A 13,260-nucleotide genomic window follows, 5' to 3' on the forward strand; every position below is an offset into this window, starting at 1 on the left:
TCACGCCGTCGGCATGGATGTACTGGTTCAGGGTGCGCCGGTTCGAGGTGCGCTGCTCGCCGAGCTCGCGCACGTTGCCCTCACCCGCGTGGACCAGGGTGGTCGGGTAGGTCGTGTGCGCGGGCGCGGAGAACCCGTAGAACCGGGCCGGTGTTGCGGTGTCGGACGACGCGAACGTGACGTGCTCGGCGCCCCGGCCCACGTACAGGCAGGCGCCGTGACCGACTTCGTACGCTGCGCCGTCGACCGTCACGGTGCCGGGGGCACCGACGTTCACGATGCCGATCTCGCGCCGGGAGAGGAAGTGCTCGGCGCGCAGCTCCGCCGGTGCGACCAGGCCGATCGGCCGGTCCGTGGGCATCGCACCGACCAGGACCACGCGGTCGTGGTGGGAGTACGTCACGCTCACCTCCCCCGGCTGGAAGAGGTTCTCGACGAGGAACCGGCCGCGGAGCGCGTCGGTGTCCATCGAACCGATCTCGGAGGGGGAGGTGGCGTAACGGATGTCCACTTCAGGAGCCTGCTTTCGTCTCGGCTCGGCGGCGGGTGCCGCCGGGAACTGCTGACCGGTCAGCGGGCGGCGCGGCCGGCCTGGAGGACCTCGGGGTTGAGGATGTTGCGGGGGCGCTTGCCCGCTACGACGTCGACGGCGTTCTCGGCCGTGCGGCGCTTCAGCTCGGAGTAGGACTCCTCGGTGTAGAAGGCCGCGTGCGGGGTGAGGATGACGTTGTCGAACCGGGCCAGCGGGTGATCGGCCGCGATCGGCTCCTCCTCCAGCACGTCGATGCCGGCCGCGTGCAGGCGGCCCGACTCGAGCGCTGCGACGAGGGCGTCGGAGTCGACCACGCCGCCACGTGCGGTGTTGACCAGGATCGCACCCGGCTTCATCGCCGCGAACGCGGCGCCGTCGAGCAGGTGGAGGCTGGCGGCGTCGAGCGGGGTGTGCACGGTGATGACGTCCGACTCAGCCAGCAGCTGCTCGCGGGAGACCGCCTGCCAGCCCTCGGGGCGGACCTCCCCGGGGGTGAACAGCACGTCGTGGACGAGCACCGTGAACCCGAGCGCGGCGGCCTTGCGGGCCGTCGCCGACCCGATCCGGCCGCACCCGAGGACGCCGACCGTCTGGTTCGAGAACTGCCGGATCGGCAGGGCTGGTCCGAGGTCGTGCTCGCCGCGCCGGATGCCCCGGTCGAGATTCACCAGACCGCGGATGGTGCCAAGGATGAGAGCGATCGCGTGGTCGGAGACCGCCTCGGTGCCGTAGTCGGGCACGTTGCAGACGGCGACGCCGAGCTCCGTGGCGGCCTCGACGTCGACCGTGTCCACGCCGACGCCGTAGCGGCTGATGACCTTGACGTCCGGGAGCGCCTCGAGGACCTCGCGGGTGATCTTGGCGTACTGCACGATGAGGCCGTCGGCGCCCTGCGCGCCGGCGATGACGTCCGCCGGTGCGTTGGTCTGGTTGAGCGTGAACTCACCCCCGGCGGCCGCGACGACGTCGCGTTCGATGTCCAGGGTGGCGTGGTCGCAGTCGGTGACGACGATGCGCATCGGTGCTTCCTTTCAGCTAGATGAGGCCGAGTAGTCCGGGTAGCCACAGTGACAGTGCCGGCACGAACTGGATGATCAGGAGCATCACGATCAGCGATACGTAGAACCAGAGCAGCGGTTTGAAGACCTTCTCGACCTTCACCTCGGCCACCTTCGCGCCGACGAACAACACCGGTGCCGATGGTGGACTGATCACCGCGATACACATGTTGAAGACCAGCATGATGCCGAAGTGGATCGGGCTGATCCCGTACGCCTCCACCGCGATCGGCAGGAAGATCGGCGTGAAGATCAGCACCGCAGGGGTGGCGTCCAGGGGGATCCCGATGATCAGCAGGATGACCATCATGATGAGCAGGAACACGATCTTGGAGTCGGTGATCTGCGTCATCCACTCCCCGATCAGCTGCGGCACCCGGGAGTAGGTCATCGCGAAGGACATGATCGAGGAGAGCCCGATCAGGAAGATGACCACCGAGGAGGTCCGGGTGGACTGCAGCAGGATCCTCGGGAAGTCCTTGATCTTGACCGCCCGGTAGATCATCGCCAGGGCTGCGGAGACCACCACGGAGACCGCGGCGCCCTCGGTGGGGGTGAAGAACCCGAAGATGATCCCACCGATGACGATGAGCACCATGGACAGGGATGGCAGCGCGCGCCCCAGGATCGTCAGGAACACGCGGAACGTCGGGAAGCCCTTCCCGCGCAGCTCCGGCTTCTTGCGGGCGTAGAGCCAGATGATCACGGCACAGGACAGGCCCCAGAGGATGCCGGGGATGTAACCGGCGACGAAGAGCGCGCCGACGGACGCCTGGGAGACCAGTGCGTACACGATCAGGGTGTTGGACGGGGGGATCAGCATGCCGGAGGGGGCCGATGCCACGTTCGCGGCGGCCGCCCAGTGCATGTCGTGGCCATCCTTGCGCTGCTGCGGTGCCATCGAGGATCCGACGGCGGCCGCGCCCGCGAGGGCGGAGCCGGAGATCGAACCGAACAGCATGTTCGCGACGACGTTGGTCTGCATGAGGGAGCCGGGCATCCGACCGGTCATCGCTCTGGCGAGGTCGATGAGTCTTGTGGCTATGCCGCCGTTGTTCATGATGGCGCCGGCCAGCACGAAGAGTGGGATGGCGAGCAGCGCGAACGAGTCGATGCCGTTGTAGATCTTCTGGGCGCTCGTGTAGATGCCCTGGTCGTTGCCCTGGAGCAGCACCAGGCAGATCGAGGCGGGAAGCCCGATGGCGACCGAGACGGAGACACCGAGGGCCATCAGGCCGAACATGCCGATCACCATGATGAGAGTGACCATGAGTGCGTCGTTCATGTCAGATCCCCTCTTCCGCGATCTTGCTGATGTCCACGTCTTCCGGCTCCTCGTGGTGAGTGATCTCCTCAGCCGAGGCCCGCACGATGTCGATGGTGTGCAGGAGGCTGTAGATGACGATCAGTGCACCCGCGATCGGGAGCACCAGGAACGTCTGACCCTGGGTGACCGGCATCAGCTGCACGTGGTCCTCCCAGCCGGCCATGACGTTGCGCATGCCGCCCCAGATCATGATCCAGACCGCGAAGAAGGCCACGATCGCGTGGGCCAGGATCGAGACCCCCTTGACCGCCTTGACCGGGAGCTTGTTGACGAGCCAGTCGATGGCGACGTCCTCCTTCTCACCGATCACGTAGGCCGCGCCGATGATGCCCTGCCAGATGAACACGATCCTTGCGCTCACCTCGGTCCAGGGAAGTGAGACCCCCAGGAACCGGACTACCACTTGGGCAATCACCAGGCCGACCATGGCCACGAAGAGGATGACGCAGAACCAGCGCAGGAACGCGTTCAACCCCTTGTGGAACCCGTCGATGACCTTCATCGCTGCTCCGATTTCTTATCGCTCAGGTGTCGTGAACGGCCGAACGGGGGTGCGGCTGAAGTCGCCCGCACCCCCGCTCGGGTCAGTGCCTGGTCAGCTCCCGGCGGGGAACTGCTCGTTGTACTCCTGGATCGAGTCGAACAGGTCCTGGCGGACCGGGTTGCTGATGGACTCCTCGACGAGCGGGGCGACCCGCTCACGGAACGCCTCGACGTTGACGTCGTCGTTGAACTGCGCGCCGGCCTCCTCGGAGGCGGCGATCGACTCGTCGATGAACTCGAGGAAGCCCGTGTTGGCGCTCTCGACCAGGTCCGGGACCAGGCCCAGGAAGGCCTCGCGGTCCTCGTCGCTCATGTCCGCGAGGATGTCGGTGTTCATGAGCAGGTAGTCCGGGATCATGAGGTGCCGGGTGTAGGAGTAGTACTCCGCGACCTCGTCGTGGTTGAGGGCGTTGTAGACCGTCTCGTTGTTCTCGGCGCCGTCGAGCACGCCGGACTGGAGCGCGGTGTAGACCTCGCCCTGGCCCATCGGAGAGGCCACCCCGCCCATCAGCTCGATCATCCGCACCTGGGAGTCGGACTGCTGCACGCGCAGCTTCAGGCCGTCCAGGTCCTCGGGCTCCACGATCGGACGCTCCGCGTTGTACACGTTGCGGACGCCGGCGAACAGGGCCGCCAGGACCGTGATGCCCTTGGACTCCTCGATCGAGGCGAACAGATCGCCGGTGACCTCGGTGTCTGCGAACACCGCGGACTGGGCCTCGATCGACGCGAACATGTACGGCAGGTTGAACACGATGAAGTCCTCGTTGAAGGACTCCATCACGGGCCCACCGATGTACATCATTTCGACGCTGCCCTCGGAGACGTTGTTCACGACGTCCGCCTGGGTGCCGAGGAGCTCGTTGGCGTACACCTCGATGCCGTAGCGGCCGTCGGTGGCCTCGTAGAGGGCCTCACCGAGTTCGACCGCGGCGATGAACTGCGGGTGCTCCTCGGTCTGGTTGAACGCGAGTCGCCAGACCGTGTCTGCGCTCGTCACGTCGATGTCGCCACCGTCGGCTCCGTCACCGTCGCCACCGTCGATTCCTCCGCCGGAACCGCAGGCGGCCAGGCCGAGGGTGATGGTCAGGGCAGCTGCTGCGGTCGCGAGGACCTTCTTGCGTGTCATTACAGACCTCTTCGTCCGGGGATCTCACCGAATGTAGTGCGGACGACCGGCGGCCGCCCCTCGGCTCCGCGATTCTCGTGGAGCCCCCCACCATGCTAGGTCAATAGTCATATCAAAGCGGGTGGAATAGTGATATCAAAGTGCCAGCGAGTGTGCAAGTCGACGAGATCGGCTGCAGACTGCGCCTGGGCATGGACGCCCAGCGACACGACGAGAGGGACCGGGACGAAGATGACGGATATGACGAGCGGGACGAGTGGGACGGGTTCGGCAGGGTCGGCGCAGGCGCACGGCGGGGCCGTGTCGCGCGCGGCCGGCACCAGGGTGGGGGTGATCGGGCTGGGCGTGATGGGCGCGCCGATGGCGCGGCACATGGCGACGGCGGGCATCCCCACCACGGTGTGGGCCCGGCGTCCGGCGATCACGGACGCGCTTGCGGCGCACGGCGCCTCGGTGGCGGCCTCAGCCGCGGAACTGGCGGCCGCGAGTGACGTGGTCGTCCTGGTGCTGCCGGGGATGCCCGAGATCGACGCGGTGCTGGCCGGTCCGGATGGCCTGCTCGCTGGCGGGGCGAACCTGCCCGACGGCGTCGCTCGCGCCGGCGAGGTCGGCTCGCCCGAGGAAGGTCCCGACGGCGTCGCTCGCGTCGCCGAGGTCGGCTCGCCCGAGGATTCGGCTGCGTCGCAGTCCTCTCGTCTGCTGGTGATCTGCTCGACGGTATCCCCGCGGGACGTGCGGGAACTCGCGGATCGACCGGAGTTGCGCGACGCCGGCTGGCGCGTCGTGGACGCCCCGATCTCCGGCGGCGAGCAGGGCGCCGAGGCCGGAACCCTCGCGATCTTCGTCGGCGGTGAACGCGAAGACGTCGAGGTCGTCGCCCGGGTCCTGGGCGCCACCGGCAACCCGGTGCACCTGGGCCCGCTCGGCTCCGGTCAGGTCGGCAAGGCCTGCAACCAGGTGATCGTGGCGGCCACCGTCACCGCCCTCGGCGAGGCCGCGGTCCTCGCCGAGCGGTCCGGGCTGGACGTCGCAGCACTCTTCGACCTGCTCGGCGGCGGCTACGCCGGCTCCCGCCTGCTCGAGGTCAAGAAGGACCGGTTCGTCGCGCACGACCACTCGCCGTCGGGCGCCGCGAAGTACATGGTCAAGGACCTCACCGGAGCCCTCGACCAGGCCGAGGACGCCCGCACCACGCTGCCACTGACCAGGCAGCTCCTGCAGACCTTCACCGACCTGACCGCGGCCGGACTCGGGGACAACGACACCGCCGTCGTCCAGGCATGGATCGAGCGGCAGGGCGAACAGTCGTCCTGACAGGCATTGCGAACCCGGACAGGTGATTGGTAGTATCAATTCCTGCTCGGGCTCAGCCCGCAACGATGCGCACCGCGATACCCGCGGTACTCGCCCCGTCCTGACGAAGGTGACCAATGACGACTTCCCTCTTCGACCTCACCGGTCGGCTCGCGTTCGTGACCGGCTCCGCCCGCGGCATCGGCAACGCACTGGCGCTCGGGCTGGCCCAGGCCGGTGCGGACGTGGTGGTGCACGGCCGTAGCCCGGAGGCCACGGCCGAGGCGGCGGCACGGATCGCCGCCGAGACGGGCGTCACCACCCACCCGGTCTCCTTCGACGTCACCGACGCGGATGTGGTCCGCGAGAAGGTCGCCGCCCTGATCGAGGAGTTCGGCGTACCGGACATCCTCGTGAACAACGCAGGCATGCAGCACCGGGCACCGTTCAACGAGTTCCCCGCCGACAAGTGGGACCAGGTGCTCGCCACGAACCTGTCCTCGGTGTTCTACGTCTCGCAGCCGATCACCACCGCGATGGCTGAGCGTGGCTCCGGCAAGGTCATCAACGTCGGCTCCGCGATGTCCGTGCTCGCCCGTCAGACGATCGCCCCGTACACCGCCTCCAAGGGGGGCGTGGTGATGCTGACCAAGGGCATGGCGGCGGATCTGGCCCGCTTCGACATCCAGGTGAATGCGATCTCGCCGGGCTACTTCGCCTCCGAGATGAACCGCGACCTGTGGAGCGACCCGGAGTTCGATGGCTGGCTCAAGAACCGTACCCCGGCCAACCGCTGGGGCCGGCTGGAGGAACTGGTCGGCGCTGCGGTGTTCCTCTCCTCGGCCGCGTCCGGCTTCGTCTCGGGCCAGAACATCCACGTCGATGGTGGCCTCACCTCCGTCGTCTGACCACGACCCCGACCGGGCCGCGGCGCCGCGGCCCGCACTCCCACCCTCCAACAAGTCAGCAAAGGAACCCGCGTGCGCGCACTCAGCATCCACGGCAAGGAAGACCTTCGGCCCGTCGAGGTCGACGTGCCCGAGCCCGGCCCGGATCAGGTCCGGATCAAGGTCGCCTACGTGGGGATCTGCGGCTCGGACCTGCACTACTACTTCCACGGTGCCAACGGTGCGTTCGTGGTGCGTGAGCCGCTGGTACCCGGGCACGAGCTCTCGGGCACGGTCGACGTGGACCCGAGCGGCCGGCTTGCCCCGGGCACCCCGGTGACCGTGCATCCGGCCACGTTCGGCCCGGTCGTGGCCGGCCTCGAGGACGCGCGGCACCTGTGGCCCGGCGGTTCCTACCTCGGTTCGGCCTCCACGTGGCCGCACACCCAGGGCGGGATGGCGCAGTACCTGGTGGTCGGCGCGGACATGATCCGCGAACTGCCCGCGGAGCTGCCGCTGACCCGGGCCGCCCTCGCCGAGCCGCTCGCGGTGGCGCTGCACGGCGTCTCCCAGGCCGGTGGCGTCGAGGGCGCGCGCGTCCTGGTCAGCGGCGCCGGCCCGATCGGGCTGCTCGCCGCGTTCGCCGCGAAGGCGCTCGGCGCCGCCCACGTGACCGTCGCCGACGTGGTGCCCGAACCGCTCGAGCGAGCCACCGCCGTCGGCGCGGACGCCACGATCCTGCTCGGCAGCGCCGAGGTGCCCGCAGGAGCCTACGACGTGGTGCTCGAGTGCGCGGGCGTGCCCGCGTCCATCACCACCGCGATCGGGGCGGTGCGCCCCCGCGGCGTCGTCGCCCAGGTGGGCATGCTCCCGAACGCCGAGGTGTCGGTGCTGCTCGCGCCGCTGATCTCGAAGGAGGCGCGCCTGGTGGGCTGCTTCCGGTTCGACGACGAGATCGGTGAGGCCGTGCGGTTGCTGAATGAGCACCCCGAGGCCGAGGCCGTGGTGACGCACGTTATCGGCGCGGCCGACGCCGTCGAGGCGTTCGCGACCGCCAAGGACAGCCGCGCCTCGGGCAAGGTCCTCGTCGCGCTCTGAGCCTCGAGCGGTCCGGGGTCCGAGGAGGGCAGCCGCGTGGGGAATGAGGTTCAGCCGACCTCGTCCCGGACCAGCGACAGCATGGTGCGGGAGGCCTCCTCGGCTGCCTGCGCGCTGCCCTCGGACACCGCGCGGGCCGCGCTGACGTGGCAGGCCAGGGCGAGCGGGTTCGGGTGCGCCGGCGTCAGGCCGAGGTGGGCGCGACCGATGAGTACCTCGGTCACCGCCGGCTCGAGCGCGAGCAGCATCGGGTTGCCGCTGGCCCGCAACAGCGTCACATGGAACTCGACGTCCACCCGCAGGTACTCGACGGAGTCGCCCCGGCCGGCGTCCCCGATCGCGCTGAGCTGGTTGACCAGGTCGAGCAGGAGGGCGCGCTGGGCATCCGTCGCGTGCTGGGCCGCGAGCCGGGTGGCCGTGGGCTCGATGGCGATGCGCAGGTCCATGAGTGCGAGGAGCTGGGCGTCGCGGCCCTCGCCGAGCAGGTTCCACCGGATCACCTGCGGGTCCAGCACGTTCCAGTCCGCGGCGGGGGAGACGATCAGTCCCACGCGCCGACGCGCGGTGATCATCCCGAGCGACTGCAGCGCGCGCATGGCCTCCCGGGCGACGGTCCGCGAGACGCCGAACTCCTGCTCCAGGCCCGCCAGCGACATCACCTCGAGTGGCGCGAGCTCGCCACTGACGATGCGACTGCCGAGCACGTCGACCATGTGCTCGTACATGGAGGCCTTAGCCATCGTTGCCAATCTCCGAACCGGGGGGACTCGACCGCGCCACTGACATGACATCCGATCTTTACGGCCGAATCTAGCCGATTTCCGCACCGATTCCTAGTCAGGGTGGAAATTCATCGGATGACTGAATAGGGTTCTTGTGGTGCCCTTCGGGTGCCCCTGCCTGCCCGGATCCGACCCAGGAGAACCCACATGACTCGCATCGTCGCCGTCGACATCGAGGACGTCCGCTTCCCCACCTCCCTGACCGCCGACGGTTCGGACGCGATGAACAAAGACGGCGACTACTCCGCCGCGTACGTGGTGCTGCGCACCGACGGGCATGGGCCCGACGGCGTCCCGCTGGCCGGTCATGGCCTCACCTTCACGATCGGTCGGGGCAACGACATCGTCGCCGTCGCCGCGCGGGAGCAGGCCGCCCAGCTCGTCGGGCGGGACGTCGCCGAGGTCGTCGCGGACCTCGGTGGCGTCTACCGCGACCTCACGTCGGACTCGCAGATCCGCTGGCTCGGCCCCGAGAAGGGTGTGGTGCACCTGTCCCTGTCCGCGGTGATGAACGCCGTCTGGGACCTCGCGGCGCGCGCCGCCGGCAAGCCGCTGTGGCGCCTGCTCGCGGACCTGAGCCCCGAGCAGCTGGTGGACGTCGCGGACCTGCGATACCTGTCCGACGCCCTCACCCGGGACGAGGCCATCGCGATCCTGCGTGCGCAGGAGGCCGGCAAGGCCGAGCGGATCGCCGAGCTCGAGCGCACCGGCTACCCCTGCTATACCACCTCGGCGGGCTGGCTCGGCTACAGCGACGAGAAGCTGCGGCGGCTGTGCCAGGAGGCCATCGACGACGGCTACAACCACATCAAGCTCAAGGTCGGCGCGAACCTCGAGGACGACATCCGCCGCTGCTCGATCGCCCGCGAGGTGATCGGCCCCGACCGGACCCTGATGATCGACGCGAACCAGGTCTGGGACGTGCCGCAGGCGATCGAGTGGACGAACGCCCTCGCGCGGTTCGACCTGCTCTGGATCGAGGAGCCCACCTCACCCGACGACATCCTCGGGCACGCCGCCACCAAGAAGGGCGTGGCACCGATCGGGGTCGCGACCGGCGAGCACGCCCACAACCGCGTGATGTTCAAGCAGTTCATGCAGGCCGGGGCGATGGACTTCTGCCAGCTCGACACCGGCCGCCTCGGCAGCCTCAACGAGATCATCGCCGTGCTCCTGCTCGCGGCGAAGTTCGACGTGCCGGTGTGCCCGCACGCCGGCGGCGTCGGCCTGTGCGAGATGGTCCAGCACGTCTCGATGCTCGACTTCGTAGCCGTCTCCGGCACTCGCGAGGGCCGGGTCACCGAGTTCGTCGACCACCTGCACGAGCACTTCACCGACCCGTGCATCGTCTCCGGGGCCGCCTACCGGGTGCCGACCAAGCCGGGCTACTCCACGCAGATGCACGAGTCCTCGATCGCCGAGTACCGGTTCCCGGACGGTTCGTACTGGGCCGGACGGCTCACCGCGACGTCGGCATGAGCCCCGGTCCGGGGTCCGCACCGGCGCCGGATCCGCGCGCGGAAGCGGGTGACGGCCGGCGCGGGTCCCGGACCGATCATGTGGTCACCGGGATCGCCCGGCTGATCATCGACGGCGACCTCGCCCCGGGGGACCGGCTGCCCGTCGAGAAGGACCTGGCCGCCCGGTTCGACGTCTCTCGCGGCTCGCTGCGGGAGGCCGTCCGCGCACTGGCCGCCCTCGGTGTGGTCGAGTCCCGGCAGGGTGACGGCACCTACGTGACGAGCCTCGACCCGGCCCTGCTGGTCGGGCCGATCGGCCTCGCCGTCGACCTCCAGGCTGCCGGGCACGGCACGCACATCCATTCGGTGCGTCGGCTGCTCGAGGTGGAGGCGGCCGGCCTCGCCGCCAGCCAGGGACTCGCGTCGACGCCGGAGCTGAGCGACGCCGTCGACGCCCTCGAGGCCGCCGCCGACATGCTGGCGGACGTGCCGCTGGGCGGGCTCGACCGCGCGGCGTTCCTGGATCTCGACCTGGCCTTCCACCGTGCCATCGGCGCGGCCTCCGGCAATCCCGTGCTCGCCGCGCTCATCGAGGCGCTCGCCGGCCGGACCGCACGGCATCGGCTCCTGCGCAGCGCCACCGAGGCCGGGGTGGAGGACCGGACGCAGGCCGAGCACGAGGCGATCCTGAGCGCCGTCACCGCAGGCGACCCCGAGCGGGCCCGGGTCCGGATGGCCGCGCACCTGCTCGCCGTCGAGGACTTCCTGCGCGGGAGCGAGTGAGGTCCACGTCCGTGATGCGAGCCCCGATGCCACCGAACGACGGCACCTGGGCATCGAAGGTGGAAGGTACCATGTCATGGTAGAACCTACCGATGAGCCTCAACATCAAGAATGAGCGCGTCCATGCGTTGGCTCGCGAAGCGGCCGAGCGCACGGGCCGAACACAGACAGGTGCGATCGAGTTCGCGCTCGAACGGCTCCTGGCGACGTTGCCGGAGCGCGACGAACGCGGCGGAGCGCGCGTCGACCGTCTGCTCGACGACCTTCGTGGGCGGCTCGGTGATGACACCCTCACGACGGACGACCTCTACGACGAGACCGGCCTCTACAGGTGATCGTCGATAACTCGGCCGTCGTAGCCCTGATCCTTGACGAACCCGAGGCGGCTGCGATCCGCGCCGCGCTCGTGGCGGGTGCGGCGATGTCGGCGGCCACGTACGTGGAGCTCGGTGTCGTCGTCCACCGTAAGGGGGGTGAAGCCGCGACCAGAAGACTCGACGCACTGGTGGAGGAGCTCGGGATCGAGATCGTGCCACTCACGCCGCGACAGGGCAGGCTCGCCCGGGCGGCCTACGCGGAGTATGGCCGAGGCAGTGGCCATCCCGCGGCGCTGAATCTCGGTGACTGTTTCAGTTATGCACTCGCAGCCGACCGACGTGAGCAACTGCTGTTCGTCGGTCGTGACTTCGTCCATACCGACGCGGTGGGTGTGCTCTGACCCGACCGGCCCCGGGGTATCGTCACGGTTCTGCTGAGCCGGGCTCGTCCCCCGACACGCTGGCCGCGTTGACCGCGTCCGTCGGGATCGCGCTCACCGGCCTGCTTGTGACGGCTCGCCGGGCGGCGTGGGAACGCTGAGTGGCCACGGGCCCCCGTGTTGCACGTTCGCCGATGGGGTGGCTCGGTCCGTGGGCCCTCCACTAGGGTCGGCTGGCCTACGACGACGTCGCGCTCAAGACGTCGCGAAGGTGCGTGACCATTCCCCCACGATCCCCGACGACGGGAGTTGACCGACGGTGCCATTCGCCACTGACACGGTGCTGACCGAGCTGTACCTCCTCTGTATCGCGTTCGTCCTCTGTGCGGCCATCGGCACCGAGCGCCAGGTCCGCCAGAAGGCCGCGGGGTTCCGCACCCACGTGCTGGTCGGCACGGGCGCGGCGGGCTTCACGCTCGTGTCCGCGTTCGGCTTCGAGAACGTCCTGGGCGCGGACGTGAACCTGGACCCGTCCCGGATCGCCGCCCAGATCGTCAGCGGGATCGGGTTCCTCGGCGCCGGGGTCATCTTCACCCGCAAGGACGTCGTGCGCGGACTGACCACGGCGGCCACGATCTGGGTCGCCGCCGCCGTGGGCATGGCTGCCGGGGCGGGGATGGTCGCACTAGCCGGCCTGCTCACCGCGCTCCACCTGCTCTGCCTGGTGGTGCTCGCTCCACTGGTCCGGCGGATCCCGACCAAGGACCGCCGCCGGGTCCTGCGGCTGACCTATCTAGACGGCAAGGGTGTCCTGCGCCGCATCCTGGCGGCCGCCAACGGGGCCGGCTTCGCCGCCTCGCTGCTGTCCACCCGGCACACCAGGATCGACGGCGAGGATTGCGTCCTGATGGACCTCCGGTTCTCCGGCCGGTACCCGCTGGCCGACCTCATTCCGACCCTGTCCGAGATCGAGGGCATCCGCGGCGTCGCCGTGCGTGACATCGATGACGACATTGACGACGAGCTCGCCTGAGGCGGACTACCTGGCGACCGACACGGACTCTCCGATGGTCGTCGGGTCCTCCAGCAGGTCGACCATGGCGCGGGCGAGGTCGGCGCGCGCGATCAGGATCCCGCCGCGCACGTTGCCGTCGCGGCGCTCCCGGTAGCCGGAGCGTGCGCCGCTCTCGGTGAGCATGGGTGGGCGCACGATCGTCCAGTCGAGGCCGGAGTCGTGGATCACCGCCTCCGTGGCCACCATGTCCGCGAACTGCTCCCGCAGGATCCGCTGCACGATCGGCTTCGCGACGTAGCGGGTGAACGGTCCGTCGCCGTCGTCGAACGGACCGCTCGCGGTGATGAGCACCAACCGGTTCACGCCGGCGATCCTCATCGCCTGGACGGTCGCGATCGCGCTCTTCTCCATCACGCCGGCGTCCGTCTTCTCGACCGGTCCGATGCAGAACGCGACGGCGTCGGCGTCCGTCATCGCCTCGGTGAGGGCGGCGGAGTCCGTGCCCTCGGCGACGGCGCTGTTCCAGTCGGATCGGGCCTTGGCGGGATCGCGCACGACTCCGATCACGTCGTGCCCGCGGGCGCAGGCATGGTCGACGAGCTCACGGCCGGTGCGGCCGGAGGCTCCGAGAACTGCGAGTCGCATGAGTTCGGTCT

The 13,260-nt window shown here is 69.3% G+C and carries 15 protein-coding genes; 8 read left to right on the top strand and 7 right to left on the bottom strand.

Annotated features, from left to right (window positions below):
- The 5 genes from KCQ71_RS26135 to KCQ71_RS26155 form a co-directional block, all read right to left on the bottom strand.
- Window positions 1-511: 5-deoxy-glucuronate isomerase (locus KCQ71_RS26135; RefSeq protein WP_223411610.1), on the bottom strand; the 511-nt coding region annotated here is incomplete at its 3' end.
- Window positions 512-570: 59 nt separating this feature from the next.
- On the bottom strand, window positions 571-1,551 hold the full coding sequence (locus KCQ71_RS26140; RefSeq protein WP_223411611.1) for a C-terminal binding protein: 981 nt from the start codon (window positions 1,549-1,551) through the stop codon (window positions 571-573).
- Window positions 1,552-1,567: 16 nt separating this feature from the next.
- A complete protein-coding gene (locus KCQ71_RS26145; protein WP_223411612.1) occupies window positions 1,568-2,875 on the bottom strand; it encodes a TRAP transporter large permease in 1,308 nt (435 codons plus the stop codon).
- A gap of 1 nt (window position 2,876) precedes the next feature.
- Complete coding sequence (locus KCQ71_RS26150) at window positions 2,877-3,419, bottom strand: TRAP transporter small permease (RefSeq protein WP_223411613.1); 543 nt, start codon at window positions 3,417-3,419, stop codon at window positions 2,877-2,879.
- A gap of 93 nt (window positions 3,420-3,512) precedes the next feature.
- The gene (locus KCQ71_RS26155; RefSeq protein ID WP_223411614.1) at window positions 3,513-4,589 is read right to left on the bottom strand and encodes a TRAP transporter substrate-binding protein; all 1,077 of its coding nucleotides are present in this window, start codon (window positions 4,587-4,589) and stop codon (window positions 3,513-3,515) included.
- A 240-nt stretch (window positions 4,590-4,829) separates the two neighbouring features.
- Between KCQ71_RS26155 and KCQ71_RS26160 the strand changes: the two genes are divergently transcribed.
- The 3 genes from KCQ71_RS26160 (at window position 4,830) to KCQ71_RS26170 (ending at window position 7,867) form a co-directional block, all read left to right on the top strand.
- Window positions 4,830-5,903 (top strand): NAD(P)-dependent oxidoreductase, encoded by a 1,074-nt coding sequence (locus KCQ71_RS26160; RefSeq protein WP_223411615.1) that lies wholly within the window; start codon window positions 4,830-4,832, stop codon window positions 5,901-5,903.
- 116 nt (window positions 5,904-6,019) lie between these two features.
- On the top strand, window positions 6,020-6,790 hold the full coding sequence (locus KCQ71_RS26165; RefSeq protein WP_223411616.1) for an SDR family oxidoreductase: 771 nt from the start codon (window positions 6,020-6,022) through the stop codon (window positions 6,788-6,790).
- Between the two features lie 72 nt (window positions 6,791-6,862).
- Window positions 6,863-7,867 carry an L-idonate 5-dehydrogenase gene (locus KCQ71_RS26170; RefSeq protein ID WP_223411617.1) on the top strand — a complete coding sequence of 335 codons (1,005 nt, stop codon included), beginning with the start codon at window positions 6,863-6,865 and terminating at the stop codon, window positions 7,865-7,867.
- Window positions 7,868-7,917: 50 nt separating this feature from the next.
- Here KCQ71_RS26170 and KCQ71_RS26175 read toward each other — a convergent pair whose 3' ends face one another.
- The gene (locus tag KCQ71_RS26175) at window positions 7,918-8,607 is read right to left on the bottom strand and encodes a FadR/GntR family transcriptional regulator (protein WP_223411618.1); all 690 of its coding nucleotides are present in this window, start codon (window positions 8,605-8,607) and stop codon (window positions 7,918-7,920) included.
- A 189-nt stretch (window positions 8,608-8,796) separates the two neighbouring features.
- On the opposite strand from KCQ71_RS26175, the gene KCQ71_RS26180 reads away from it, so the two are divergent.
- From KCQ71_RS26180 to KCQ71_RS26200, 5 genes are all read left to right on the top strand, one after another.
- The gene (locus KCQ71_RS26180; protein ID WP_223411619.1) at window positions 8,797-10,128 is read left to right on the top strand and encodes an L-fuconate dehydratase; all 1,332 of its coding nucleotides are present in this window, start codon (window positions 8,797-8,799) and stop codon (window positions 10,126-10,128) included.
- Window positions 10,125-10,892, top strand: a complete 768-nt coding sequence (locus KCQ71_RS26185; protein WP_223411620.1) for a FadR/GntR family transcriptional regulator — start codon at window positions 10,125-10,127, stop codon at window positions 10,890-10,892. The genes KCQ71_RS26180 and KCQ71_RS26185 overlap by 4 nt, the downstream gene beginning before the upstream one ends.
- 92 nt (window positions 10,893-10,984) lie before the next feature.
- Entirely contained in the window at window positions 10,985-11,227 is a 243-nt protein-coding gene (locus KCQ71_RS26190; RefSeq protein ID WP_223411621.1) for a type II toxin-antitoxin system VapB family antitoxin, read from the top strand.
- A complete protein-coding gene (locus tag KCQ71_RS26195) occupies window positions 11,224-11,610 on the top strand; it encodes a type II toxin-antitoxin system VapC family toxin (RefSeq protein ID WP_223411622.1) in 387 nt (128 codons plus the stop codon). The genes KCQ71_RS26190 and KCQ71_RS26195 overlap by 4 nt, the downstream gene beginning before the upstream one ends.
- Before the next feature lie 298 nt (window positions 11,611-11,908).
- Complete coding sequence (locus KCQ71_RS26200; RefSeq protein WP_223411623.1) at window positions 11,909-12,622, top strand: MgtC/SapB family protein; 714 nt, start codon at window positions 11,909-11,911, stop codon at window positions 12,620-12,622.
- 6 nt (window positions 12,623-12,628) lie between these two features.
- Here KCQ71_RS26200 and KCQ71_RS26205 read toward each other — a convergent pair whose 3' ends face one another.
- A complete protein-coding gene (locus tag KCQ71_RS26205) occupies window positions 12,629-13,249 on the bottom strand; it encodes an NAD(P)-dependent oxidoreductase (RefSeq protein WP_223411624.1) in 621 nt (206 codons plus the stop codon).
- Window positions 13,250-13,260 lie beyond the last annotated feature (11 nt).

Source organism: Occultella gossypii, from assembly GCF_019947135.1.
Lineage (GTDB): Bacteria > Actinomycetota > Actinomycetes > Actinomycetales > Beutenbergiaceae > Occultella > Occultella gossypii.